General features: G+C 33.2%; 28 protein-coding genes. 12 read left to right on the plus strand and 16 right to left on the minus strand.

Translation table 11 applies throughout. The annotated features are described in order from the left end of the window. Positions 1-20 precede the first annotated feature (20 nt). Positions 21-734, plus strand: a complete 714-nt coding sequence (nqrE, locus tag Q0876_RS13095; RefSeq protein WP_299228590.1) for an NADH:ubiquinone reductase (Na(+)-transporting) subunit E — start codon at positions 21-23, stop codon at positions 732-734. A 1-nt stretch (position 735) separates the two neighbouring features. Further along, positions 736-2,046: an NADH:ubiquinone reductase (Na(+)-transporting) subunit F gene (nqrF, locus tag Q0876_RS13100; RefSeq protein WP_299228592.1), complete on the plus strand. Its 1,311-nt coding sequence runs from the start codon at positions 736-738 to the stop codon at positions 2,044-2,046. Positions 2,047-2,116: 70 nt separating this feature from the next. Here the strand turns inward: nqrF and Q0876_RS13105 are convergent, their stop codons facing one another. Both Q0876_RS13105 and Q0876_RS13110 read right to left on the minus strand, forming a co-directional pair. Beyond that, entirely contained in the window at positions 2,117-2,566 is a 450-nt protein-coding gene (locus Q0876_RS13105) for a Na(+)-translocating NADH-quinone reductase subunit F (protein WP_299228594.1), read from the minus strand. 67 nt (positions 2,567-2,633) lie between these two features. Further along, positions 2,634-3,398, minus strand: coding sequence for a DUF6090 family protein (locus tag Q0876_RS13110; RefSeq protein WP_299228596.1), 765 nt, complete (start codon positions 3,396-3,398; stop codon positions 2,634-2,636). Between the two features lie 132 nt (positions 3,399-3,530). On the opposite strand from Q0876_RS13110, the gene Q0876_RS13115 reads away from it, so the two are divergent. Genes Q0876_RS13115 through Q0876_RS13125 form a run of 3 tightly spaced genes read left to right on the plus strand, consistent with a single transcriptional unit; the run spans position 3,531 to position 5,791 of the window. Further along, complete coding sequence (locus Q0876_RS13115) at positions 3,531-4,400, plus strand: DUF4846 domain-containing protein (protein ID WP_299228598.1); 870 nt, start codon at positions 3,531-3,533, stop codon at positions 4,398-4,400. Between the two features lie 20 nt (positions 4,401-4,420). Continuing rightward, positions 4,421-4,798 carry a Na(+)-translocating NADH-quinone reductase subunit F gene (locus Q0876_RS13120; protein WP_299228599.1) on the plus strand — a complete coding sequence of 126 codons (378 nt, stop codon included), beginning with the start codon at positions 4,421-4,423 and terminating at the stop codon, positions 4,796-4,798. Beyond that, complete coding sequence (locus tag Q0876_RS13125; RefSeq protein ID WP_299228601.1) at positions 4,799-5,791, plus strand: FAD:protein FMN transferase; 993 nt, start codon at positions 4,799-4,801, stop codon at positions 5,789-5,791. Here the strand turns inward: Q0876_RS13125 and Q0876_RS13130 are convergent. The 5 genes from Q0876_RS13130 to gpmI are packed head-to-tail and all read right to left on the minus strand — an operon-like array spanning position 5,788 to position 9,679. Continuing rightward, positions 5,788-6,555 carry a class I SAM-dependent methyltransferase gene (locus Q0876_RS13130; RefSeq protein ID WP_299228603.1) on the minus strand — a complete coding sequence of 256 codons (768 nt, stop codon included), beginning with the start codon at positions 6,553-6,555 and terminating at the stop codon, positions 5,788-5,790. The genes Q0876_RS13125 and Q0876_RS13130 overlap by 4 nt on opposite strands. Continuing rightward, positions 6,555-6,872 carry a cupin domain-containing protein gene (locus Q0876_RS13135; protein ID WP_299228605.1) on the minus strand — a complete coding sequence of 106 codons (318 nt, stop codon included), beginning with the start codon at positions 6,870-6,872 and terminating at the stop codon, positions 6,555-6,557. Before Q0876_RS13135 ends, Q0876_RS13130 begins: the two co-directional genes overlap by 1 nt. Continuing rightward, the gene (map, locus tag Q0876_RS13140; RefSeq protein WP_299228607.1) at positions 6,872-7,690 is read right to left on the minus strand and encodes a type I methionyl aminopeptidase; all 819 of its coding nucleotides are present in this window, start codon (positions 7,688-7,690) and stop codon (positions 6,872-6,874) included. The genes Q0876_RS13135 and map overlap by 1 nt, the downstream gene beginning before the upstream one ends. A 1-nt stretch (position 7,691) precedes the next feature. Beyond that, on the minus strand, positions 7,692-8,105 hold the full coding sequence (locus Q0876_RS13145) for a BT0820 family HAD-type phosphatase (protein WP_299228609.1): 414 nt from the start codon (positions 8,103-8,105) through the stop codon (positions 7,692-7,694). Positions 8,106-8,155: 50 nt separating this feature from the next. Then, positions 8,156-9,679, minus strand: a complete 1,524-nt coding sequence (gene gpmI / locus Q0876_RS13150; RefSeq protein ID WP_299228613.1) for a 2,3-bisphosphoglycerate-independent phosphoglycerate mutase — start codon at positions 9,677-9,679, stop codon at positions 8,156-8,158. A 260-nt stretch (positions 9,680-9,939) separates the two neighbouring features. On the opposite strand from gpmI, the gene Q0876_RS13155 reads away from it, so the two are divergent. Next, positions 9,940-10,326 (plus strand): ankyrin repeat domain-containing protein, encoded by a 387-nt coding sequence (locus Q0876_RS13155; RefSeq protein WP_299228615.1) that lies wholly within the window; start codon positions 9,940-9,942, stop codon positions 10,324-10,326. Positions 10,327-10,402: 76 nt separating this feature from the next. On the opposite strand, the gene Q0876_RS13160 is transcribed toward Q0876_RS13155, so the two are convergent. Together Q0876_RS13160 and Q0876_RS13165 are read right to left on the minus strand one after the other, a co-directional pair. Further along, positions 10,403-11,173 (minus strand): M48 family metalloprotease, encoded by a 771-nt coding sequence (locus Q0876_RS13160; protein ID WP_299228617.1) that lies wholly within the window; start codon positions 11,171-11,173, stop codon positions 10,403-10,405. 25 nt (positions 11,174-11,198) lie between these two features. Next, positions 11,199-11,933, minus strand: coding sequence for a M15 family metallopeptidase (locus tag Q0876_RS13165; RefSeq protein WP_299228619.1), 735 nt, complete (start codon positions 11,931-11,933; stop codon positions 11,199-11,201). 80 nt (positions 11,934-12,013) lie between these two features. Here Q0876_RS13165 and Q0876_RS13170 point away from each other — a divergent pair, with 80 nt between their 5' ends. Further along, on the plus strand, positions 12,014-12,439 hold the full coding sequence (locus Q0876_RS13170; protein ID WP_299228621.1) for a GNAT family N-acetyltransferase: 426 nt from the start codon (positions 12,014-12,016) through the stop codon (positions 12,437-12,439). On the opposite strand, the gene pepE is transcribed toward Q0876_RS13170, so the two are convergent. Next, complete coding sequence (gene pepE / locus Q0876_RS13175; protein ID WP_299228623.1) at positions 12,440-13,147, minus strand: dipeptidase PepE; 708 nt, start codon at positions 13,145-13,147, stop codon at positions 12,440-12,442. Between the two features lie 114 nt (positions 13,148-13,261). On the opposite strand from pepE, the gene Q0876_RS13180 reads away from it, so the two are divergent. From Q0876_RS13180 to Q0876_RS13190, 3 genes are all read left to right on the plus strand, one after another. After that, complete coding sequence (locus Q0876_RS13180) at positions 13,262-14,071, plus strand: carboxypeptidase-like regulatory domain-containing protein (protein WP_299228625.1); 810 nt, start codon at positions 13,262-13,264, stop codon at positions 14,069-14,071. Continuing rightward, the gene (locus Q0876_RS13185; RefSeq protein ID WP_299228627.1) at positions 14,058-14,858 is read left to right on the plus strand and encodes a carboxypeptidase-like regulatory domain-containing protein; all 801 of its coding nucleotides are present in this window, start codon (positions 14,058-14,060) and stop codon (positions 14,856-14,858) included. The genes Q0876_RS13180 and Q0876_RS13185 overlap by 14 nt, the downstream gene beginning before the upstream one ends. An 86-nt stretch (positions 14,859-14,944) precedes the next feature. Then, positions 14,945-15,232, plus strand: coding sequence for a twin-arginine translocase TatA/TatE family subunit (locus Q0876_RS13190; protein WP_299228629.1), 288 nt, complete (start codon positions 14,945-14,947; stop codon positions 15,230-15,232). A 1-nt stretch (position 15,233) separates the two neighbouring features. Here the strand turns inward: Q0876_RS13190 and Q0876_RS13195 are convergent, their stop codons facing one another. Continuing rightward, entirely contained in the window at positions 15,234-15,875 is a 642-nt protein-coding gene (locus Q0876_RS13195) for an O-methyltransferase (RefSeq protein WP_299228631.1), read from the minus strand. Positions 15,876-15,989: 114 nt separating this feature from the next. Here Q0876_RS13195 and Q0876_RS13200 point away from each other — a divergent pair, with 114 nt between their 5' ends. Next, positions 15,990-16,868, plus strand: a complete 879-nt coding sequence (locus Q0876_RS13200) for an alpha/beta fold hydrolase (protein WP_299228633.1) — start codon at positions 15,990-15,992, stop codon at positions 16,866-16,868. Beyond that, a complete protein-coding gene (locus Q0876_RS13205) occupies positions 16,828-17,655 on the plus strand; it encodes an alpha/beta fold hydrolase (protein WP_299228635.1) in 828 nt (275 codons plus the stop codon). The genes Q0876_RS13200 and Q0876_RS13205 overlap by 41 nt, the downstream gene beginning before the upstream one ends. On the opposite strand, the gene Q0876_RS13210 is transcribed toward Q0876_RS13205, so the two are convergent. From Q0876_RS13210 to lysS, 5 genes are all read right to left on the minus strand, one after another. Next, the gene (locus tag Q0876_RS13210; RefSeq protein ID WP_299228637.1) at positions 17,630-17,797 is read right to left on the minus strand and encodes a hypothetical protein; all 168 of its coding nucleotides are present in this window, start codon (positions 17,795-17,797) and stop codon (positions 17,630-17,632) included. The two genes, Q0876_RS13205 and Q0876_RS13210, sit on opposite strands and share 26 nt — an antisense overlap. 406 nt (positions 17,798-18,203) lie before the next feature. Next, entirely contained in the window at positions 18,204-20,702 is a 2,499-nt protein-coding gene (locus Q0876_RS13215; protein ID WP_299228693.1) for a zinc-dependent metalloprotease, read from the minus strand. Positions 20,703-20,857: 155 nt separating this feature from the next. Continuing rightward, complete coding sequence (locus Q0876_RS13220) at positions 20,858-22,108, minus strand: fibronectin type III domain-containing protein (protein WP_299228639.1); 1,251 nt, start codon at positions 22,106-22,108, stop codon at positions 20,858-20,860. 110 nt (positions 22,109-22,218) lie between these two features. Further along, complete coding sequence (locus tag Q0876_RS13225; RefSeq protein ID WP_299228641.1) at positions 22,219-23,133, minus strand: endonuclease/exonuclease/phosphatase family protein; 915 nt, start codon at positions 23,131-23,133, stop codon at positions 22,219-22,221. A gap of 48 nt (positions 23,134-23,181) precedes the next feature. After that, positions 23,182-24,873 carry a lysine--tRNA ligase gene (gene lysS, locus Q0876_RS13230; RefSeq protein WP_299228643.1) on the minus strand — a complete coding sequence of 564 codons (1,692 nt, stop codon included), beginning with the start codon at positions 24,871-24,873 and terminating at the stop codon, positions 23,182-23,184. Between the last annotated feature and the right edge of the window lie 76 nt (positions 24,874-24,949).

Raw genomic sequence — 24,949 nt, forward strand, 5'->3', positions numbered from 1 at the left:
GAGTTCAAAACGCAAAACATATGGAACACGTAGAATTATTTTTCAAATCAATATTTATAGATAACATGGTATTTGCTACATTCTTAGGAATGTGCTCTTACTTAGCAGTATCTAAAAAAGTTTCAACTGCAGTAGGTCTTGGTGCTGCTGTAATCTTCGTATTAGCGATTACAGTACCATTAAACTGGTTGTTAGATCAATATGTATTACAACCAGGTGCCTTAACTTGGTTAGGTCCAGAATATGCAGATTATGATTTAAGTTTCTTATCATTTATTATGTTTATTGCTACTATTGCTACAATGGTTCAATTGGTAGAAATAGTGGTTGAGAAGTTTTCACCATCATTATACAATTCTCTAGGTATATTTTTACCACTAATTGCAGTAAACTGTGCAATCTTAGGTGGATCATTATTTATGCAATCACGAGAGATTGCTACACTAGGTTTAGCACTTAATTATGGTATTGGCTCTGGTATTGGTTGGTTCTTAGCCATATTAGCTATTGCAGCCATTAGAGAGAAGATTAGATATTCTAATGTACCTCCAGCATTGAGAGGTTTAGGGATCACATTTATAATTACCGGACTTATGGCAATTGGTTTTATGAGTTTTGGAGGAATGCTCACTGGTGGTGATGAAGAAGCAAAAGAAGAGAAAACAGTTGAAGTGATCAAAACTAATGAAGACGATAAAACAGAATTAGCAAACAACACTAAAATAAATGAATAGTATGATTTTAGCAGCAGGTACAATAGGAACAGTAGTAGCTACAGTAGCAGCGTTTTTACTTGTTACACTAGTATTAGTAGCCTTATTATTGTTTGTTAAGCAAAAATTATCACCATCTGGTCCAGTGACTATAAAGATTAATGGTGAAAAAGAAATACAAGTTGCTTCAGGAGGTACATTATTATCTACTCTAGGAGGCGAAAAGATATTTTTACCATCGGCATGTGGTGGTGGTGGAACATGTATTCAATGTGAATGTCATGTACTTTCTGGAGGAGGCGAAGCGTTACCTACAGAGACACCACACTTTAGTAGAAAAGAATTACAACATGGTGCGCGTTTGTCTTGTCAGGTAAAAGTAAAACAAGACATGGAGATCACTATTCCTGAAGAAGTTTTCGGAATTAAAAAATGGGAAGCCACAGTAGTTCGTAATTATAACGTAGCCTCATTTATCAAGGAATTTGTTGTTGAGATTCCAGAAGATATGAATTATAAAGCAGGTGGATATATTCAGATTGAGATTCCACCATGTGAAATTAAATATTCTGATATCGATATTACAGCACATCCTGAAGAGCATGAAACTCCAGATAAATTCCAAGCTGAATGGGATAAATTTGGACTTTGGCCTTTAGTTATGAAAAATGACGAAACGGTAGAAAGAGCATACTCTATGGCCTCTTATCCTGCAGAAGGAAGAGAGATCATGTTAAACGTACGTATTGCAACACCACCATGGGATAGAGCTAAGAATGCATGGATGGAGGTGAATCCAGGGATTGCGTCCTCATATATTTTCGCTCAAAAGCCAGGTGATAAAGTGACCATTTCAGGACCTTATGGTGAGTTCTTCATTAACGAATCTGAAAGTGAGATGTTATACGTAGGAGGAGGAGCAGGAATGGCTCCAATGCGTTCGCACTTATATCACCTGTTTAGAACCATCAAAACTGGTCGTAAAGTAACATATTGGTATGGTGGACGTTCAAAGCGTGAGTTATTTTACATTGAGCATTTTAGAAAATTAGAAAAAGATTTCCCTAATTTCAAATTTTATATGGCACTATCTGAACCATTAGAAGAAGATAATTGGAAAGTTAAAAAAGATATTAATGATGAAGAAGGAGATGGTTTTGTAGGTTTTATTCACAACTGTGTAATTGATAATTACTTAAATCATCATGAAGCTCCTGAAGATATAGAATTATACTTCTGTGGACCCCCATTAATGAACCAAGCCGTTCAGAAGATGGGCGAAGATTTTGGTATTCCTGATGAACATATTAGATTTGATGATTTTGGAGGTTAATTCGAATGAATCTCAAATACAAATAAAAAAGCCAGTTTATTAAAACTGGCTTTTTTATTCATTTTAAGTTTTAAATCAACTGGTATTTTGGTTGATTGTTTTCAACTTCAAACAGTTTGGTGTAATCCATAACATTAGGAATGTTATCAAGCTCGCATAAGAACTTAATAACCTCAGACAAGCCATTAAATAACAAATCTTTGTCTTTTGGGTCTTTAGGTTTGAAATGATTGTGATGCAGTGGCAATTTATAATTACAAGCTTTCAGAAATGTAGCTTCTATATGTAGTAACTCTAATGGAGAATACCCATTGAACCGTCTGCCTAAGTTTTGGTGGACTTTACCCACATAATTTAAATCTAATGAGCCATGGTGGTCAGATAGATGCTTCCATGCATCAGTACGATCTAGAATATTTCCAACAGCACAACTCTTACAACATTCTGGGTGTAATTCATTGTTGTGAAAAGCAGTGTATAATTTTTTAATAGCTGTTTCTAATCGATGAGATGTTTTCATGAGTTTAATGATTTTCTTTTTCGATACTAAAAAGATACAAAAATAAATCCTCCTTGGTATAGAATATCTAATCAGTGTTTATTTGTATTAATTCATTATCAATTTGAGTTTTTAATATTACCGCACTTTTTTTCATCATATCCCAACGATTAATTTGCTCACGATTAACACCAAATTTCATTAGTGCCATTTTCCAGAAGGTCTTATTTTCTTTAATGCTAAATAAATCAAGCGTATCTAAATTTGAGAGGGTTTCAACATTGATACCAACTAATGATAACCCATCTTGATTTAGTAATAACGATTCCATATAGAGCGGTGTGATAATATCATCTGTTACCTTACGACTAGTTTCATCAGTATAGTTACTTCTAGAGGTTCTATAATAATCAAAAATTTGTTGTCGTAAAGTGTCGTTCATAACATAACTCATTGTGCCAGATGAAACTGCTTCGTCAAAAACACCACTATTGCATTGAAAATAATTATCTATTACAAATTGATACGACTGTTCAATAAAATTCGCCCTATCAATGGTATTTGGAGACGCTAATGATTGCAATAAAGTTTCAAGATTATCAAGCCTATCATTCGATAATTTAGTGTTATTCTCTATTTGAAGAATATCTAACTTAATTTCATTTGCTAAGCTTTTAAGAAGTTCAATTTCTTGATCGCGTTCTTTTCGATATTCACTTTTATTATTTATTTGTAATGCAATTAGAATACCAATAACTACCAATATGATCTCACCAATTGCATATAGAAGATATTTGCTGAACTTGTTTTCAGAAATAAATTTCTTTTTTGCTCGTCTAAAAAATTTAATCATAAGCACCTAAATTATTAGATTGATAAAATAAGCAACGTAATGTGTTAAATGATCAATAGTAAATGAATGACATTAAAAATAAGATTTTTTAGACTGAATACGAAAACTTCAATCACCTACGTTTATACTTTTATGAAAAAGCCATATCTAATTCTAATCATACTTCTCATAACTATAGCTGCTGTAGCATTTCAATTTAAGCCTGTAAAAAAGGTTGTTGAAACAGTGAAGGCTACTATTGAAACACCAAATTTAATTGCAAAAGATAGCTTAAGTATTTTAACACGAGTTAAGCCTCCTAAAGGGTACAAACGTGTTAATTACCCTAAAGGAAGCTTTCAAGAATACCTTCGAAATTATAAGTTGAAACCCTTTGGAAGTAAGATTGTCAATTATGACGATTCAGAATATTTTTGGCAAGGTGGTCACATAGGTGTTTTGGAAGTACCTGTACCAAAAAATGGCCTCCAGCAATGTGCTGACGCACTAATTAGAATTAGAAGTGAATACTTATGGGAACAAAACAGGAAAGATGATATTGGGTTTAATTTCACTTCAGGAGATTATTGTTCTTGGAAACGTTATGCAGAAGGGTATCGTCCTAAAATTAATGGAAATCAAGTGACATTCAATAAAGTAGCAAGAGCTGACCATTCAAAAGAGAATTTTTACAAATACCTAAATTTAATTTACACCTATTCAGGTACGTTATCCCTTTTTCATGAATTATCTGAGGTAGATGACAAGAACCTCAAAATAGGAGATATGTTGATTAAAGGTGGCTCTCCAGGTCATATTGTGATGATTTGTGATGAAGCGATTAACGAGGAAGGGCAGAAATTGTATTTATTATTTCAAGGAAACACGCCTGCACAAAGTGTGCATTTGGTAAAAAATTTGCAAAACTCTAATATTTCGCCATGGTATCAACTCCAAAAGGATGCAGTGATTTCTGTGTCTAATTATACATTTAGCAGTTCAAAATTTGTAAGGTTTAAGTAGCAAGTTCGTATCTTTGTAGCATGAGTAAACCACTTACAAAACAAGAACTACATAATTTAGCGATGAATCACGTTGGAAAAGATTTAGAACAACGAGGTTTTGAATTTGTAGCTATTAATAGTACATTAAAAAAGCATCCTCAATTTGTATGTATTGATAAGAATAGCCAATACTTTTTTGTGATTGTACGTGCTGTTATACTTCCAGAAAATCCGAATAATTATGATGTGGTTTGGATGGAAACATTCAAAAAGCATGCTTTCGATAAAAATGCTAAAGTATTATACGCTGGAGTAGGGTTGGGCAATCCTAAAGGCGAAGAATTACCTGTATATTTGAACGAAGACTATCTTATTGAGTATAATGGAATACAGGTGATTGAATCCAACCTAAATTAAATGAAAAAACTTATTCTGCTTCTAGTGATTGCATCGTTTTCTTGTAAAAAAGAAGTAAAACAATCTATCGTTCAACCTGAAAACATCAAACTTTCTGGGCCAGTTTTTGGAACATCTTATAATGTAATTTATGATTCCAAAATCAATTATGAAAAACAATTTGATAGCTTGTTTGCCAAAATTAACCAGTCGTTATCAACCTATATTCCAGATTCAGATATTTCAAGATTAAACAGAAATGAGGATGTAACCATTGATAATCACTTCTTGAAAGTTTTCCAGACCTCTAAGATGATCTATGAACTAACTGATGGTGCTTTTGATCCTACCATTGGAGATGTAGTAAATGCATGGAGTTTTGGAGCTGATAAAACTAAGTTTTTGACAGATAGTATTACAATAGATAGTTTGATGCGTTTTGTGGGCTTTGATAAAGTAATGATCGCCAACAATAAAGTAAAAAAACAAACGAGTACTTATCTTGAATTTAATGCCATTGCTAAAGGGTATGGTGTTGATGTTATTGGAGTGTTTCTTGAAAGTAAAAATATTAGGAATTATTTAGTTGAAATAGGAGGCGAAATACGCGCAAAAGGTATTAATATTGAAAAAGGGACACCTTGGCGTGTAGGCTTAGATGAACCTCGATTTGATGGAGGACAGTCTGTTTTAAAGGCCATCACATTAAAAGATGTAGCTATGGCTACATCTGGCACCTATAGAAAATTCAAAGTAGATCAAAATGGCAATCGCTTTGCACATATTATTAATACAAAAACAGGTTACCCAACAAAAACCAATATTTTGAGTGTATCTGTAATTGCCGATGAATGTATGACTGCAGATGCTTATGCAACAGCATTTCAAGCTATGGGAACGGATAAAGTAAAAACATTTTTAGAGCAGCATCCCAAACTTAAAGTCTTTCTTATTTTTGAGAATGACCAGCAAGAATTAGAAACTTTAAGTCTAAATAATTTTCCAGAAGATTAAGTCTTATAAACAACAGGAATAATTTCTCCTTTCGCCAAGCAATAGGTCTCAATAGCTTCTTCTGAAAGTGAAGTAGTGTAATCCACTTCATCTACTTTAAAACCAATAGTACGTAGTTTGTTAAAGTAGTCTAAACCATAAACTCTAACGTGATCATATTGACCAAAGATCTTCGCTCGAGCTTTCTTATCAGTTATGGTGTCATCTTCAAAGGTAATGTCTCTAGATAAATCCTGTGGGATTTGAAATATACCATAACCACCTGGTTTTAAAATACGATAAAGTTCTTTCATTGCTTTAGTGTCGTCTGGTATATGTTCTAAAACATGATTACATAAAATTACATCATAGCTGTTGTCTTCAAAAGGAAGGTTACAGATATCTGCTTTGACATCAGCTATAGGCGATTCTAGATCTGTTGTAGTGTATTGTAAATTAGACAGCTTTTTAAAGCGTTTTAAGAAACACTGTTCAGGAGCAAAATGTAGCACCTTTTTTTTTGCTAAAAAGAAATCGGTCTCATTTTTTAGATATAACCAAAGTAGTCTATGACGCTCTAATGAAAGTGTAGATGGTGAGAGTACATTGTTACGTTGATGACCATACCCATAAGGTAAAAAAGTCTTAAAGCGCTTACCATCAATTGGATCTACATATTTATTCCCTTTTAGAAAAAAAGCAAGTAAAGGGCTAGCAATGTAACTCAGCCTAATAAGAACAGGTCTCGGTATAATGTTTAAAATAAATTTGAAGAGTGTCTTCACTATTTATAATCTTCTCTAACAGGTGAAAATATATCTGTTATTTTACAAGCCGTTATTGCTTTACCAGAATGTTGAATATTAGAAGGTATGATCGCAAGTAAGCCAGGTGTATAAATATTTGTAATGCCATCAATAGTCATTTCAAATTGACCTTCAGTAACGATAAATATTTGCTCGTGAAGGTGTGAGTGCAAAGGTAATTCTGCTCCAGCTTCTATTTCCCAAAAAGCAGTAGTTGTATATTCACTATGAACAAAGCGGGCTTTAAAACCAGTTATGATTTCTTTCTGGTGAATATTTAAAATGTCTACATCCATTACAGTACTAAAGCTTCCCTTCTAAACTCATCTTCTTCAGTTGAGGTAATACCCAAAGCTTCATGAACATAACCAAATGTTGATAGAATTTCAGGCTTTCCGTCAATAATAGCGATGTCGTGTTCAAAGTGAACACTTGGTTTTCCATCTTGTGTTACAATGGTCCAACCATCTTTAAGTTGCTTAACTCGATGTGTGCCACCATTGATCATAGGTTCAATGGCCACAACCATCCCCTCAATAAATTTCTTTCCCCGACCTCTACGACCATAATTTGGCATTTCTGGATCTTCATGCATTTTACGCCCTAAACCATGACCAACGAGTTCTCTTACCACACCATAGCCATGAGCTTCACAGTGTTTTTGAATAGCATAACCTACATCTCCAACTCGATTCCCTATTTTAAGTTCACGAATCCCTACATACAACGATTCTTTGGTTACTTTAATTAGTTTTTTTGTTTCAGGAGCAACATCTCCAATTTCAAAGGTATATGCATGATCACCATAAAAACCATTCATCAATGCACCACAGTCTACAGAAACAATATCGCCATCTTCAAGAGGTCTATTTGTTGGCAATCCATGAACTACAGCCTCATTTACACTACATAATAAAGTAGACGGACAATCGTACAAGCCTAAAAAGCCTGGTAATGCACCTTGTGCTCTAATAAAATCTTCTGCAAGCTTATCTAATTGCATTGTGGTAACTCCAACCTTTATTTCTTTGGCTAGCATTCCTAAAGTTTTTGAAACAACTAATGCGCTTTGACGCATGAGTTCAATCTCTTCTCGTGTTTTTACTATAATCATATTATCGTTTCAAAAAAGAAAACAAGCCTTTTTTAGGTTTATTGTTTTTAATATTGAGTTCTTCATTTGCAATAAGTTGATAGACTTCTCCCCAACCCAAAATACCACCAATATTTCTATCGTCTATATAAATATCTGCATAGATCTTACGGCTTACCTTATTATCGTATTTTTCTTCAGGAAAACTTTGGTTTACAGCATAAAATTCTATACCATTGTCTCTACAAAATTGAACAGATTCATCCAATTTATCGCCACTTCTGTAGGTCCATAAAATGAGTCTATGACCGTCTTGTTGTAAGCGTTTCATAGTTTCAAAAGCGAAAATTCGAGGTTTTCCTATTTTTGGATAAGCATCTTCAACTATAGTGCCATCAAAGTCTATAGCTATTACTAGTTTATCTAAAAAGTTCATTCGTTAGTTCTTAATAATGCTGTAAAAGTACGATAAATATCTTTTTTAATTTAGAAGCTAACTAAAGATTGTTGCGTCATGGCCTCAGGTTTTTCGACACCCATCAGTTTTAAAATAGTTGGTGCAATATCTCCCAGAATACCATCTTTTACAACAGTTTTATCATTATTTATTAATATAATAGGTACTGGGTTTGTTGTATGAGCAGTGTTTGGTGAACCATCTGGATTGATCATGGTCTCACAGTTTCCATGATCTGCAATTAAAATTGTGGTATAGTCTTTTTCAAGGGCAGTAGTAACTACGTCTTTAACACAAATATCAACAGCTTCACATGCTTTTATAGCAGCATCCATAACACCAGTATGCCCAACCATATCTCCATTAGCAAAATTTAGGCAAACAAAATCTACAGTACTTTTTTCTAATTCTGGTATTAATGCATCTCTAAGTTCGTATGCACTCATTTCTGGTTTAAGATCGTAGGTCGCTACTTTAGGGGAATTTCTTAAAATTCGAGTTTCACCTTTGAAAGGTGTTTCTTGTCCTCCAGAAAAGAAAAACGTTACATGAGGATATTTTTCAGTCTCTGCGATTCTTATCTGCGTTTTATTGTGCTTTTCTAAGACTTCTCCTAACGTATTGGTTAGGTTATCTTTATTAAAAACAATTTTAATGTCTTTATAGGATTCGTCATAGTTGGTCATGGTTACATAATGTAAATCCAGCTTATGCATATTTTGTTCATGAAAATCATTTTGTGATAATGCTTCGGTTAATTCTCGACCACGATCTGTCCTAAAATTGAAAAATATAACCACATCACCATCTTTAATTTTTGCTACAATTTGATTGTTTTCATCAGTCATTACAATTGGCTCTATAAACTCATCAGTTATATTTTTATCATAGTTATCTTGGATAGCTTCTGTTGCATTTTGTGAATACTCACCGATGCCATTAACTATAGCATCATATGCTAGTTTTATACGTTCCCATCGCTTGTCTCTATCCATTGCATAATAGCGTCCAGTGATTGATGCTAGTTTTGTATTTGTATTTTTAATTTTGCTTTCTAAGGAGGTAACAAAACCAAAGCCAGATTTTGGGTCTACGTCGCGACCATCTGTGAATGCGTGAATGTATGAGCGTTTAACTCCATAATTTTCAGCAGCATCAATCAAGCCAAATAAATGATTAATATGTGAATGAACACCTCCGTCACTTAACAATCCTAAAAAATGAATAGGCTTATCATTTTTTTTGGCATATTCGAAAGCTTCTATCAGTACTTGTTCATCTTTAAGAGTGTTATTTTTTACTGCCAAATTTATTTTAACTAAATCTTGATAAACTATCCGACCTGCTCCTAAATTCATATGTCCAACCTCGCTATTACCCATTTGTCCTTCAGGTAAGCCTACATGTAAACCGTCTGTCCTTAGTGAGGCATGTGAATATTTCTTGTATAAAGAATCTATAAATGGCGTATAAGCATTATCGATAGCAGAAACTTTCGGGTCTGGAGATTTTCCCCAACCATCAAGAATCATTAAAATAACTTTGTTATTCATTGTGGTTTTAATTTGTTTCAAAGATAAAGTATAAAATGTGTTATGATTAAAATAAGATTGCAAATATTTTCTTTTAAAGATGTATTAAACAATGATTTAACTAGTGTTAAACAGGTATGTTAATTTATGAGACACTTAACATATTTGTTTACAAATAGTTAAAAAAATGTTATTTGTGATTTTTATTTGTAACACTAATAAAAAAAAATCGTCTATTTAATATAATCAAAAAACAATCAATTAATTTAAAATCTTTCATCATGAAAAAATCAGTAGTTATTATTGCGATCGCAATGGCGTTTTCTGTTAGTACTTTAAACGCAAAAAATGTTGTAGAATCTTCAACAACTTATGAAACAGTTACTAAAAAGGCTAAAGTGAGTGCTTTTTGTATGTCTATTGTTAAAGGTGATCTAGAAACCGTTAAAAAATTAATAGACTTAGGTACTGATGTTAATGAGAAATCTAATGGTCTAACTCCTGCCATGTATGCAGCACGTTATAATCGTTTGGATATCTTAAAACTTTTGGTTGAAAAGGGTGCGGACATTGACGCAAGAGGAAAAAAAGGAATGACAGCAAAAAAATATGCTAAGGCATCTAATGCTAAAGAAGTTCTAGATTATATTAAAAGTCTGGACTCATAAGAAGAAAGTATTTAGTCACTAATAATGGCAATATTTGAGTTAAGTTAGTTAATAAGAGAAAACGCTTTAATTTTAGTTAAAGCGTTTTTTTATACTTTTCAATAGAAGCCTTAATCTTTTCAATCCTATTTTCTGGATCTGGATGTGTACTTTGAAACTCAGGAACTCGATTAGGTCCTGCAGCCGCTTTCAAGATTTCCATAACGCCTATCATTTCATTAGGGTCGTAACCTGCTCGTATCATAAATTTAACACCTAAATCATCACTTTCTAATTCATCATCTCTCCCATTGGTTAGTAATGTATTTTGACCAATTCCACTTACCAAACCTCCAATATCACCTCCAACCGAACCAGCAGTTACTAAGCCTTGCCAATATTCGCTTTCGGCGATACGTTCAGCACTATGACGCCCCAAAACGTGACCAATTTCATGACCTAATACGCCAGCCAGTTGGTCATCGTTTTCTAGCTTAGAAAACAAAGCAAATGTGATAAATATTTGACCTCCAGGCAATGCAAAAGCATTAATGGTTTTTGAATCTGCTAATAAGTGAAATTCATAATCGTATGGTGTTTGTTTTGCAATACTATTATTTACCAATTTACGTCCTACATCATCAACCAATGCCTGGTATTGATTATTAGGATGTAATCCACCGTGTTGTTGTGCCATTCCAGGAGCACTAGCAAGACCTATTTGAATCTCTTCATCAGAAGACATAGAAATTGTTTGCATTCTACCTGTATAAGGATTTTCTTCTCGTTGGCTACACCTCTTGATCACAAAGAATAATGCTATAGCAACACCAATTAATAATCTGACTTTGAAATTTTTTCCTCTCATGATTGTGATAATTAGAATTATAAATTTACAAAAGTTCTGGATTTATATCCAAAATATTGTGATTTAAGTAATTGGTAATAAAATCAGTTGAAAAAAAACGATTACCAAGTAGGTTTTCATTTGAGATGATATCTTTTATATTCAAACATTTATATTTTGTAAGATAAGCCTTTGATAAGGGTTTATAGCTATAATGCCAAGGCTCATATTTGAAGCCTTTACGGTTAGCCGAGTTCGTATATACCAAATGAAATCCATACGAATTAGCATGTTCATCCATCCATAATTTAAGTTTACTATAGCATCCGTTGCTTTCAAAATGATTGGGTTGTAAAATAGATGCTGGTTGTTTAACATTAATATCAATAACATCTATATCTGTAGCCCAATGATGTCTCGATGTACCTGGAATAGTGGAGTATTCAATTATTTTTTCAATACTCTGCATGGGTGTTAATCCTCTATTGATGTAATTATTGTATTTACGTTCCCAAATACGGTTTTGGTGATCATAGCCTCTATAACTAGACACAATATGTATATTAATGCCGTTTTTAAGTGCTTCAGATTTTAATTCTAAAAAGGCATAGTATGCTTCTTTTCTCAATTTATAAGTATCGCCATATAGTTTTGGATTACCTTTTCCAATTAGTTCCTCGTAAGTTACACGTGTATTGATCTCTTGAAAAGCTAACTGAGGTAAGGTAGATAAGGCAATCCCAGTAGCAACTGTTTTTTTTATGAAATGTCGTCGTTTCAAGGCAGATAATTGTATTTGTGTTGATAATTTACTAATTCATTTTCAGTGAAAATAATTATATTCACATTAAATTTTCACGCATGTCATTTCATTTCAAAATTATTGAGTCTTTCAAAATAAATGATATTATACCTTTGGTACAACAATTAACCAGCCATAAATTTTCTGATGCTATTTTAGAATCGCGTTTTGCAGAAATGATAACTCAAAACTATGAGTGTGCTGTAATTTACGCTGAAGATCAACCCATAGGTGTTTCTGGTCTTTGGTATTGTACACGACATTATGCAGGTAAAAGTGTAGAGCTAGATCATGTGTTTATAATAGAAGAATATAGAAATAAAAGTCTTGGCAAACAATTTTTACAATGGATATATGACTATGTTTCTGAAAAAGGATGTACTACTATTGAACTTAATACTTATGTTCAAAATCATCCGTCTCATAAGTTCTATTACAATGAGGGTTTCGAAATTTTAGGATATCACTTTTTAAAAACATTATGATCATTTTAAATGACTTAAGCTTGTCCCAGAGTCTACCTCGTAAGGAGCTTTGTTATGCTCAAAAATACGAGCAGTAAGCGGTCCTTTAAGAACAATAGAATCACCAGCTACCTCTAACCAGCTTCCTTCTCGAATACCAACTACAGGTTGCGTGTTAAATGCATGAAATTCTTTAATACGAGTTTCTCTTGTTTCTCCCTTATGAGTGCTCGTTGGATCTGGGTCTAGATAATGAGGATTAATATTAAAAGGTATAAATCCAAAGGTTTTAAAGCTAGGAGGATACACAATAGGCATATCGTTAGTTGTGTTTACAGTTAGTCCACATATATTACTTCCGGCGCTAGTACCTAAATAAGGTGTGCCAGAGTTTACAGCACTTTTTATTGGTTCTAAGAGGTCATTTTTATAGAGCTGATTCACCAATACAAAGGTGTTGCCTCCTCCAGTAAAAATAGCTTTAGCATTTTTGACAGCAGTTTTAGGATCTTCAAACTCGTGTATACCTTTAGCAACTTTTCCTATTTGGCTAAATGCTTTGTTAATATTAGCAGTATATTCGTCATGAGATATTCCGCCAGGTCTAGCATAAGGAATAAATAAAATCTCAGAAGTGTCTTTAAAAAACACAGACAACTCACTCAGTAAATACTCTAGAGGTCCACTTCCGTGTATGGTAGATGTACTTGCAATAATTATATGCTTCATAGTTTTATTTATTTATCGTAAATTTAAGTAAACCTTTAATTTAACAAAAGTTTACAAGCTTTTATGTTTAAATAAAGCCAATAAGCAATTATTTTTATAGTTAAAACCAAACCTATGAAACCACTATTAACTCTTATCTTACTAATCACGAGCCTTAATACCATTTCGCAAGAAATTACACGAATAAAAATCGACGGTAAAATCATTGTTGAGAGTAACGATATTGAAGGAATAACTGTTTTTAATGCCTCATCAAATAAAGGTACGGTTACCGACGAAAATGGAGCGTTTTCAATTGATGTGGCTCTGAATGATCTTATAGAAATTAGAGCATTACAATATCAAAACTTTGATGTTAGAGTAAACGAAGCAATAATGGAATCTAAAAAAATGCGAATTTTTTTAATAGAAGAAATTAATAAGTTAGATGAAGTATTGGTAATGACTAAAGGACTCTCTGGTGATCTGGAAGTAGATATCAAGCGTGCAAAAACATTTAATCCAAAATTAGATGCACTTTATTTTGGAGTTAGAAATAGTGATGAATATGATTTTGCAGATGATAATAGGAGTCAAGTTGAAAATCCAGTGATGCATTCTCAATCACAAACCATGGTTAACGGGTTGAATATTGTTAATGTAGTAGACCAGTTATTAATACCACTTTTCAGGTCAGAGGTGAAAGATAAAAAAGCAGCTGGTATATCTGAAGTACCAGTGAAATCAATTAAATACTATTTTGGATCTGCATTCTTAGTTGACAATTTCGATATTCCAGAACATCGCGTTGAAGAGTTTATAAGATATGTTGAAGATGGTGATTTTGATTTTACACTTTTAAATTATGGTAAAGAATTAGAATTTCTTGAAGTGCTTAGTCAAAAGAGCAAGTCGTTTTTAAATTCTAAAAATGATACCGACTAAAGCTTATGTTTTATTAATTGTATGCTTATTTAAGTTGAGCATTTTAGTTGGTCAAACTACCGATATTTCTGGTAAGGTAATCGCTAACAGTGATGTAGATCGAATTCATATCATTAACAAAACATCAAATAAGTTTACAACTACAGATGATAATGGAGTATTTACAATTCCTGCTGCATTGAACGATACTATTTTAATTTCTGCTATCCAATATAAATCACTTGAAATTAAAGTCAATCAATTCATGATACAATCGCAAAAGATGGTTGTGAATCTTACCGAAAAAATTAATGAACTCGATGAAGTGATTGTTGGAAAAGTACTTACGGGAGATTTAACTTCTGATGTTCAAAACAGTGATGCTAAAGCAGATATTAATTTTTATGATGTTGGTATTCCTGGGTACACCGGAAAACGGAAAACTCAAAAGGAGAGACGATTGTACGATGCCAATCATGGAAAATATGTGTACTATTATGGGTTACTGGCTAGTATTAATATCAATAAAATACTTAACAAGATTTCTGGACGTACCAAACGATTAAAAAACTTAGTTCGACTAGAGCAACAAGATACTTGTATGCAAAGGGTCAATAGCGAGTTTTCTGATGATTTGTTTGGAGATTTAGATTTAGAGGATCACTTAAAAACGGAGTTTTTTTATTATGCGTCTGAAGATCCAAAATTTTTAGAGCTGTGTAAACTGAATAGCGATATAAAACTTTTTGAATTTTTAGCTCAAAAGTTATTAGATTTCAATAATCAAGTTGAAAGTACCAAAGATTAGTTTAATTTGTATTTTAAGTAGAAAAATCAGTAAATAATTACAGCAACGATTTATTCCCAAACCAAACATCTTAGTATATTTGCATCGTGATACAATTGACTACATTTTTATTTATAGGTACAACAGAGGTAATCTTTATACTTTTTATAGTTGTAATGGTTTTTGGTGCTGATAAAATACCCGAGATTGCTAGAGGTTTAGGTAAGGGTATGCGTATGCTGAGAGATGCTTCAAATGATATCAAATCAGAGATCACAAAAACTGCTGAAAAGCAAGGTATTGATACTGATATAACCAATAATATTACTGAAGAAATTAATAAAGTAAAAGATGATTTAGAAGACTTCTCTGGTTCTATTCGTCGTGAACAATAGATTACTTTTTTCTGCTAATCGTTAAACCATCTCGAATTGGTAATACAACAGTTTCAATTCTATGGTCTTCTTTTAAAAGCGTATTGAACTCTAAGACTGCTTTAGTGGACTCATCTTTTTCTTTAAGAGGTTCAACTACCTTTCCATGCCATAATACATTATCAGATATGATAATACCTCCAGGGCTCACCTTGTCTATGATTAGATGGAAGTAGTTGACGTAGTTAGTTTTGTCAGCATCAATAAAGACGAGATCATAGGTGTTGTTCAATGTAGGTATAATGTCTAATGCATTACCAATATGCTGATGAATTTGGTGGCCATAATCAGACGCATGGAAATATTTTCGTTGAAAGTCAGCAAGTTCTTCATTAATGTCTATGGTGTCTATCCTTCCGTTAGTCATTAACCCTTCTGCTAGACATAGCGTAGCATAACCCGTGAATGTACCCAATTCTAATATGGTTTTTGGTTGTTTCAATTTTGAAATCATACTAAGTACTCTACCTTGATATGGACCACTAAGCATAATAGGCTGCAATACCTTTTGATAGGTTTCTCGAGTTAATTGTTTTAATAATTGTGGCTCTTCTTGAGAATGAGCTACAACATAGTGGTCTATTTTTTTAGGTAAAAAATACATTTCTTGTCAATTGTATCACAAAGTAAATGATTTTAGTTTAGAAATTTTAGCTGAAGTCACTAAAGAAAGGTTTTCAATTAATTTCCTATCTTGTCTATAACTAAAACCCTCAATATGCCATATTGGTTGTCTATAGTAATCATTGTTGTTGTTATTTACATTGCTATTAGTACTGCATTGTATTACCTTCAAGATTATATGTTATTTAAACCTGAAAAACTTCCTAATGATTTTCAATTCAACTATGATAATCAAGCCACGAAAGAGTATAATCTAGAAACCAGAGATGGTGCAGTAATTAATGGTTTGCGATTCTTCCCAAAAGGTGAAAGCAAAGGTGTTGTGCTTTATTTAAAAGGAAATTCAAAAAGTATAAAAGGTTGGGGAAAATTTGCTGTAGATTTTACTAGACATGGTTATAATGTTCTCATGGTTGATTACAGAGGCTTCGGCAAAAGTACAGGCAGACGCTCACAAAAAGCAATTAAACGTGACTTGCAATTGGTTTATAACAAACTTAAGGAGATGACTACTGAAGACCGAATTATTTTATATGGTAGATCGCTTGGTTCTGGTTTTGCTGCAAAATTAGCATCAATGAATCACCCTAAAATGCTCATTCTTGATGCGCCTTATTATAGTTTAACCAAGGTAACTGCTCGTTATGCACCTTTTATGCCGTTATCGTTATTAATTAAATATCCATTGCCAACTTATAAATGGTTAAAATATGTGCAATGCCCTATACATATCATTCATGGAACTCACGATAAATTAATTCCGTATAAAACAAGCGTCAAATTATCACAAGTGAATCCTAAACTTACGAAATTACATACAGTGATTGGAGGTGGTCATAAAGATTTGAATAATTTTGAATCATACCATAGTATGCTTGATGATATTATTAATCAGGCACCAAAAACCATAGATTTAGAAACTACAAGCATAAATGTCATTCACACTTCAAAACCCAATAAAAAAAAGGCTTAAAACCCTCTTCAAACTATTAGTAATACTTTATGTTATGATTGGTGCATCTCTTTATTTTCTACAAGAAAAACTATTGTTTCTGCCTACAACATTACCGCAAGACTATACCTACCAATTTGAATACCCATTTGAAGAAGTGTTTTTGAATACAAGTGAAGCTGCTGTCATAAATGCAATTCATTTCAAAGCAGAACACCCTAAAGGTGTTATTTTATATTTTCATGGAAATGCTGGAGACTTAAGTCGATGGGGAACTATTGCTGAATTTTTCGTGGCAAATCACTATGATGTATTCATTATGGACTATAGAACCTATGGAAAAAGCACAGGAGCACTCAGTGAACAAGCCTTTTATAATGATGCTCAATACTGTTACGACTATTTGTTGAAACAATATTCGGAGAGTGACATCACATTATATGGTCGTTCTTTAGGAACAGGAATAGCTACTTATTTAGCTTCTAAGCATCAACCAAAACAGCTTATTTTAGAGACGCCTTATTACAGTATTTTGGATGTTGCTAAGCAGCGATTTCCAATATTTCCAATTAAACCTTTACTAAAGTATAAGTTTCCTTCAAATGAGTTTATAAAAAATGTGGAGTGTTCAATCACTATTTTTCATGGTACAGATGATAGTGTTGTTCCATATAGTTCAGCAAAGAAATTATACGCTGCGGTACCTGAACATGATATCGAGTTTATTACTATTAAGAACGGCGAACATAACAATTTAATTGACTTCAATGATTACAAGATAACTATCGAACTGATTTTGAATAATTAGATTTTCCAACTAGAAAAAGCTTGTAGATAAAATACAAAAATGGACCACCTGATACAGTAGTTAAAATTAAAAGGACTATAGCGAGTTTTCCTCCAATAAATGGTACTTTGCTTACTTCGGCATATATATTTGTTTGTCTCATGATGTAATACATTGACATTAAAGAAACGCCAAGACAAAAACCAAGAATTAAATAATTGACTTTAATAGGTTGTAACTTTAGCATTTGATACCCAAAGACTATCAATGATAAAAATATGCCAGAGACGAACATTCTCAATACTTGCTTTTGATTTTGATGTAGAGAACTACCTTTGAAGAACGACTTTAAGCAACTTTGACAGTAATCATTATGATTATTAATGCATGTGTGACACATGCCTCTATGGCAACCTTTACACTTTTTTTGAAGAAAGAGATTAGGATGTGTATGGCAAAAATACAGGGCTTTAGTATTATGTTCGTTCAATACAATTTTATTTAAAACGTAATTTAATAAAAAAAGCTTCAGATATCTGAAGCTTTTTTTACTTTTTGAATACTAAACATTATCCATTTGGATTCAATATAGCGTCAATTCGTTCTAACGCATCACGTAGGTGAATTTTACTCATATTATCACTAGTTCTATTCAAACCGCTTCGAATAGAGCTTTGTAGCGTCTTCAATTCAGCTCTAACAACTGCTCTTATATCTGATTGACTTGTATTTACTGCTGTTCTTTTAATATATGGACTAGGTGTGCGTCCACTTTGGTTTTTAGCAGTCATTAAATAGGCCAATCTATCAATGTGTGCACGTTGTAAATTTCGTCTATAGGTATCTATTGTTTTTCCACTACGTAATTCGCTCCAAATACCTTGACGTAGGTCTTTCATCATATCAGTAAGTACATATGCCTCACTACCATTAAATGTTTCTGCTTCGATCAAGCGCTGCATTTTACCCAAACTCATAATATTATTCAACGTTCTTACTTGTATTCTACGAACTCGTTCAATAGAACCAGAATATTCAATACGGTCAAAAATTGTTTTATCAATTAACCAATCAGGTGTATCAAATAGATTATTTTGTATGAATTTCATAGCTCTTTTTTGATGGTCTTTATCAACTGGAGTATAGACCGCACCAGGTTGATCTGCAGCCTTGTAATGTTCGTACACACCTCCAATATTGTTAGAGACATGTCCCATGTATCTATTGAATTGCGATACTACATGACCATACATCTCTTGTAAATCATCATAATCTTCACCAGCTTCGGTGGTCCAATCAATTAAATTAGGAACAATACGTTTTAAGTTCTTTATTCCGTATTCACTAGCCAACATTGCGTCATCACCTAAATCTTCAGTTTGAGAGCTAGGGTCGTGTACATCACCAACTTGTTGATGGCCAAATCTGTACATTGGATCTCCTGCATGGTCCATTATCCATTGGTTTAAAATAGGTTTCTCTTCTTCAGCAGTTTTTCCTAAAATTGGTCTGTAACCCCAAGAAATAGCGTACTTATCATAAATACCAATGTTCGGCATTAACGCAACACCTTCATCACCTGGTTGAGCAACGTAATTAAAGCGAGCATAATCCATTATAGATGGTGCAGTGCCATTCTTTTGAGTAAAAGCAGCGTCTCTTAATTTTTCTACTGGATAGGCGACACTACTTCCCATATTATGAGGCAAGCCTAATGTATGACCAACTTCGTGAGCAGATACAAAACGAATTAAGCGTCCCATCACTTCATCTTTAAATTGCGGACTTTGAGCGTCAGGGTTTATGGCTGCAGTTTGTACAAAGAACCAACCACGTAATAGTGACATTACATTGTGGTACCAATTAATATCACTTTCAAGAATTTCTCCAGTTCTAGGGTCGCTTACATGAGGCCCATTAGCATTTGGTATTGGAGACGCCAAGTAGCGTACTACAGAATAGCGCACATCTTCAGGAGTCCATTCAGGATCTTCTTCAATAGTAGGAGGATCTTTGGCTATGATGGCATCTTTAAAGCCTGCAGCTTCAAAAGCCACTTGCCAATCTTCGATTCCTTGTTTAATGTATTTACGCCATTTAACAGGAGTTGCTCTATCTATATAATATACGATTTGTTTTTTTGGAACAACCAATTCGCCACGTTTGAATTTTTCAATGTCTTCGTCTCTAACTTCTAGTCTCCAACGGTCTAAAAATTCGACCGATTTACTTTTCTGATCTTCTAATCCATAATCTGTTTGTGAGCTAGTGAACCAACCTACACGTTCGTCAAAATAGCGACGCTTCATTGGATTCTCAGGTAATAAGATCATTGAGTTGTTAATCTCAATTGAAATGCTTCCAGTACTAGAGTTAGATGGAGGTGAGCCAGCAGCATATGTTTTAACATGTCTAGCTTCGATATTTCTAGGATAGCTTTTTACGCTTTCAATAAACGATTTGTCACTTTCTAATCGTGTGATCTTAAAAGGTCGTCTTCTAAATGTAGGTAAGCCTAAAGATTTGACATCTTTTTCAAATAGAGGTGTAATATCTATAACAGTACTTGTAGAATCCTTACCAAAAGCTTTGATAGGAAATGTATACAATACAGGTTCAAAATTTGAATTTATAACTGCTTCATTTACTGGAAGTGAATCTGCAGCCACAACATTATAAGAAACGACTCTAAGGATTACTTTTTTTCCTTTCTTTTGCCAGCGCAATACTTGTTCATTTTGTTTTCCTCCTCCAAAACCAAGACCATTTGCAGTTTTAGAAATACGAGTTACCATGAGCATTTCACGCTCAAATAAAGAGTCTGGAATTTCATAGAAGAATTTTTCGTCTAGTGAATGAACCGTAAAAAGACCTTCATCACTTTTTGCCTCTTTGGTAATAACCTTACTGTAAGGTTGAATATCATTTTTACCAGGCTTCTTTGCTGGTTTTTTTGCAGCTGCTGCAGTAGCTGCTTTAGATTTTTTTGCATTTTTTGTAGTCGAGCAGGATACAATAAATAGTGCTGCTACTACAAACAATAATTTATAGGAAAAATGTTTCAAAATGGTTGAATTTTAAATTAGTACGTGAAAATAATAAATACTAGAGGAGTTATAAAAACCTATCTGGGTTTTAATACTTTTTTAACTTATGAAATAACTAGATATTAAACACAAAAAAGCCACTCATTAAATGGCTTTTTTGTGTTTTTTGAATGGTTTTATAATGTATCTAAATATTCTAATAAAATTTCAACACCCTCTTCATGAACTATTGTGGTTCCAATAAAAGGCATGCTGAATCCTTCATTGTAGTTAGAGATTCTGTTAATAATACTGTTCTTTCTACTTACGATATTAGAATCCTCTAATGACGTTTCAAAAGCCAATCGTAAGCTGGATTGTACTTCACAGAATCCACCTTCAATATGGCAATGCGCGCAATTGATATCAAAATAAGCTCTTGCACGTTGTTCTAAGGTATAATTTTCAGTATCTGTCCATTTTGGTAATTCTCCAATAGTAGCTGGATCTGCAACACCATCTAACAAATTACTATCAATCAATGCTTGCAATTGATTGATGCCGTTTGTACTAAAATTAAGCGTTCTTAGTTTTGGACCAATTGGTGTAAGGTCACCATTGGTTTGATGACAAGTTAAACAATCTGTATCAGAAGGAATTCTATAAGTTATTGAGTTCGATTCTCCTTCAGCATCAATCCAAGTGACTGGCACATCTCCTCCAATAGGGTCTAATGTTGCCTCTGTTTGAGCATCATTCCATCTGTAATCACCACTTACCCAATCACCATCTATTTTTATCAAGATACGAGTCTCAATAATTCTTTTTCCTAGCGAAAGGTCAGTTTCATTATTATTATAGAAAAATGTTTTTGCAATAACCGTATTTTCAGGAAAAAGAGGTAAGCCATCACCATCATAAGTCATAGATGCGCCTGTTGGTAAAGCGATCAACCGTTGTTTGTGAGCGTAATCTGAAAATAAAGTTGAATGTAAGTTGTATTCAAATACATACACGCTAGGGTTCAAATCACTTAACGTGCCTGAGAATAAATTCAATTCAGAAAGATTCTGTCTAAACTCTGGTACAACAGGTAACGACTGCGTTGTAAAACTGTATACATCAGAGTACATACTTAGATTGTCGGTACTACAAACTACTTGCACGTAAACGTCATAAGTGGTTTCTGGTAATAAGTTGTTTAAATCTAAGGTGGTATTGCTTTCTAAAGCAGTAGTTCCAGTGCCAATAACAAACCCTGAAATACCATATTCTATGATATATGAAGCAGCATTATTTGAATCTTGCCATGAGAGCGTTACACTTGTTGTTGTAATATTACTTGCTAAGATATTTGTAGCTTTACTGCAAGCAGCTACTGTATCATCGTCATTATTACAGGCAAAAAGGAATAATGAGAAAATGCATAGGAAACTTAGTCTTTTCATAATTTGGGTCAATGTTTTTCTGATTAATAGCTTAGCGAATGTAATAAAAATCTTTTTTATAGGCTCTATAAATCGCTGACAGGTAGTAATTTTCTTTTTAAATGATATGGTTACAATTGGTTTTTATATTCGGCAATCAATAGTGCATGATCAGATTCAGAATGGTATTCTTTTTCTAAAGATACAGGAGAATATTTATTACTAAGCCAAATATGATCGATTTCCATTAGTGGAATGCCTAATGGCCAAGTTGCTGTGAAACCATTGTTATACGTATGGAAACTCGTATAGTTTTTGTGATAATTTAAAAAATGTACACTTTCATAAGGCGTATTAAAATCGCCCACGATAAATGATGCATTATGAGTTTTGGCAACGTCAATTATTGAGTCTAAAGCAGGTTTTTTGTTTACAAAAGGATATGCATATATATCGACTACAATAAAGTTAACCGTTTTATTATTTATTGTAGCATTAATAAGATATGCTTCATGACTTTTCTTCTGGGCATAAATTTTTGCACTATTAATTTTGCCTTTTACACCTACTAACATGTGCGCATATAAATCTTTGAATGTATAATCTGGTAGTACTTTTTTAAGTATGTCTAAGTCATTTTGAGTAATATATTTTGCTTCTACAAAAGCTAAAACTTTTGGTTGGTGTTCCTTAGTTTGTTCTATAATAATATCTAAAGGGAGTTGAGGTTTTTTAGCAACATTCCAATACAATATTTTAGAGGTATTTAATGGAATTGTTTTATCGATTTGTACATAATAAAAGTTGCTTAACCAATAGAATACAAGGCCTAAAAGAGTGATAAACAAGCAATAGAAATGAACTTTTTTTCTAATGTGAAGTAGTATTATCAAGCTTCCTATAATAATTATTATTGGGATAGGGAAGGAGTAGAATAGAGTACTTATTGGGTATATATGATCTTTAAAAACAAAATGAATAAGTAATAAAAAAGCATATCCTATTAAAAGATATGCTTTATAATTTTGTTTTAATTTCAGATTCAAATCAAAAGTGTTTTGAATCTAAAACTAATAATATAACATTATATTGTTTTAGATGATTTCAACAAAGAGACCGTCATTATTCTTAACAACTTTAGCTGCTTTTTTTCCAGTTAAGCCTTTAATGGTTTTATCCCATTTTTTGTTACTTAAACCAGATTGTACTTTTAACTCATTCAAAGCAATTGGAGAATTAGATTTCAGCGTTTCAAAAACTGCTTTTTCTTCTTCAGTCATTTCTATTTGTTTCTTTTCAGGTCGCATTTGTGGAAAGAATAACACTTCTTGAATGGATTGATTATTGGTTAAAAACATGATCAAACGATCCATGCCAATTCCCATTCCAGATGTTGGTGGCATACCATATTCTAATGCACGTAAAAAATCATAATCAATAAACTCGGTGGCTTCATCATCCCCTTTAGCGGCTAATTTCAATTGATGCTCAAAACGCTCACGTTGATCTATAGGATCATTCAGTTCAGAATAAGCATTGGCAATTTCTTTTCCGCATACCATGAGTTCAAAGCGCTCAGTCAAATCTGGATCATTGCGATGTTCTTTGCATAGTGGACTCATTTCTTTTGGGTAATCTGTAATAAAAGTTGGTTGTATGTAATTGCCTTCACATTTTTCACCAAAGATTTCATCTATAAGCTTTCCTTTTCCCATAGTTTCGTCTACTTCAACGCCCATATCTTTGGCTGCTTGACGAATTTCGGCTTCAGATTTTCCTGTAATATCAAATCCTGTAAAATGCTTTATAGAATCTGCCATTGTGACTCGAGCATAAGGTGCTTTAAAGTCTATTTTGTGCTCACCAAAAGTAGCTTCAGTTGTTCCATTAACTGCTATTGCACAATGTTCTAATAGTCGTTCGCAGAAGCCCATCATCCAATTGTAGTCTTTATAAGACACATAAATCTCCATGGCGGTAAATTCAGGATTATGAGTTCTATCCATACCTTCATTTCTGAAGTTCTTAGAAAATTCATAAACGCCATCAAATCCACCAACAATTAGTCGTTTCAAATACAATTCGTTAGCAATTCTCATGTATAATGGAATGTCTAGACTATTGTGGTGCGTGATAAAAGGACGTGCTGCTGCTCCTCCAGGAATAGGCTGAAGGATGGGTGTTTCTACTTCAAAGTATCCAGCATCATTAAAAAATTGACGCATGGCATTAAACAGCTTAGTACGCTTAACAAATACTTCTTTTACATGCGGATTCACTACTAGATCTGCGTAACGTTGTCTGTAACGTTGTTCTGGATCAGTAAATGCATCGTGAACTTTGCCTCCACTATCAACTCTTGGTTGCGGTAGCGGTTTCAGTGCTTTACTCAATAAGGTAAAGTCTTTTACCATGACTGTTTTTTCACCAACTTTAGTAGTAAATAATTCACCTTCGATACCAATAAAATCTCCAATGTCTAATAGTTTTTTATAAACATCGTTGTATTTAGTTTTGTCTTCACTACTACTAATTTTATCTCTATTGAAATATACTTGTATTTTTCCAGCACTGTCTTGTAATTCAGCAAAACTTGCAGAACCTTGAATACGACGTGACATTAATCGCCCTGCTATAACAACCTTTTTGCCTTCTTGAAAAGCATCTTTTACTTGTTTGGATGTATGATCTACAGGAAATAAATCTGCAGGATAAGGATTGATGCCTAAGGCTCTTAATTTTACGAGTTTATCGCGTCTTACTGTTTCTTGTTCTGAAAGCTGCATGCTGTTTAATTTTGATTTGCAAAATTAAACTATTTACAAGAATTAATGCAAAAAAATAGTCTTGAATCCTTGTAGG

This window comes from uncultured Psychroserpens sp. (assembly GCF_947503375.1).
GTDB lineage: Bacteria > Bacteroidota > Bacteroidia > Flavobacteriales > Flavobacteriaceae > Psychroserpens.

Bases quoted from the DNA above. Each gene is read 5' to 3' on its own strand.
- Q0876_RS13210 (WP_299228637.1), bottom strand. From the start codon at position 17,797: ATGAGACAAACAAATATATATGCCGAAGTAAGCAAAGTACCATTTATT.
- lysS (WP_299228643.1), bottom strand. From the start codon at position 24,873: ATGCAGCTTTCAGAACAAGAAACAGTAAGACGCGATAAACTCGTAAAA.
- Q0876_RS13115 (WP_299228598.1), top strand. From the start codon at position 3,531: ATGAAAAAGCCATATCTAATTCTAATCATACTTCTCATAACTATAGCT.
- Q0876_RS13180 (WP_299228625.1), top strand. From the start codon at position 13,262: ATGAAACCACTATTAACTCTTATCTTACTAATCACGAGCCTTAATACC.
- Q0876_RS13160 (WP_299228617.1), bottom strand. From the start codon at position 11,173: ATGAGAGGAAAAAATTTCAAAGTCAGATTATTAATTGGTGTTGCTATA.
- map (WP_299228607.1), bottom strand. From the start codon at position 7,690: ATGATTATAGTAAAAACACGAGAAGAGATTGAACTCATGCGTCAAAGC.
- Q0876_RS13105 (WP_299228594.1), bottom strand. From the start codon at position 2,566: ATGAAAACATCTCATCGATTAGAAACAGCTATTAAAAAATTATACACT.
- Q0876_RS13195 (WP_299228631.1), bottom strand. From the start codon at position 15,875: ATGTATTTTTTACCTAAAAAAATAGACCACTATGTTGTAGCTCATTCT.
- Q0876_RS13120 (WP_299228599.1), top strand. From the start codon at position 4,421: ATGAGTAAACCACTTACAAAACAAGAACTACATAATTTAGCGATGAAT.
- nqrE (WP_299228590.1), top strand. From the start codon at position 21: ATGGAACACGTAGAATTATTTTTCAAATCAATATTTATAGATAACATG.
- Q0876_RS13205 (WP_299228635.1), top strand. From the start codon at position 16,828: ATGTCATTCACACTTCAAAACCCAATAAAAAAAAGGCTTAAAACCCTC.
- Q0876_RS13200 (WP_299228633.1), top strand. From the start codon at position 15,990: ATGCCATATTGGTTGTCTATAGTAATCATTGTTGTTGTTATTTACATT.
- Q0876_RS13135 (WP_299228605.1), bottom strand. From the start codon at position 6,872: ATGGATGTAGACATTTTAAATATTCACCAGAAAGAAATCATAACTGGT.
- Q0876_RS13110 (WP_299228596.1), bottom strand. From the start codon at position 3,398: ATGATTAAATTTTTTAGACGAGCAAAAAAGAAATTTATTTCTGAAAAC.
- nqrF (WP_299228592.1), top strand. From the start codon at position 736: ATGATTTTAGCAGCAGGTACAATAGGAACAGTAGTAGCTACAGTAGCA.
- Q0876_RS13155 (WP_299228615.1), top strand. From the start codon at position 9,940: ATGAAAAAATCAGTAGTTATTATTGCGATCGCAATGGCGTTTTCTGTT.
- pepE (WP_299228623.1), bottom strand. From the start codon at position 13,147: ATGAAGCATATAATTATTGCAAGTACATCTACCATACACGGAAGTGGA.
- Q0876_RS13125 (WP_299228601.1), top strand. From the start codon at position 4,799: ATGAAAAAACTTATTCTGCTTCTAGTGATTGCATCGTTTTCTTGTAAA.
- Q0876_RS13185 (WP_299228627.1), top strand. From the start codon at position 14,058: ATGATACCGACTAAAGCTTATGTTTTATTAATTGTATGCTTATTTAAG.
- Q0876_RS13170 (WP_299228621.1), top strand. From the start codon at position 12,014: ATGTCATTTCATTTCAAAATTATTGAGTCTTTCAAAATAAATGATATT.
- gpmI (WP_299228613.1), bottom strand. From the start codon at position 9,679: ATGAATAACAAAGTTATTTTAATGATTCTTGATGGTTGGGGAAAATCT.
- Q0876_RS13220 (WP_299228639.1), bottom strand. From the start codon at position 22,108: ATGAAAAGACTAAGTTTCCTATGCATTTTCTCATTATTCCTTTTTGCC.
- Q0876_RS13145 (WP_299228609.1), bottom strand. From the start codon at position 8,105: ATGAACTTTTTAGATAAACTAGTAATAGCTATAGACTTTGATGGCACT.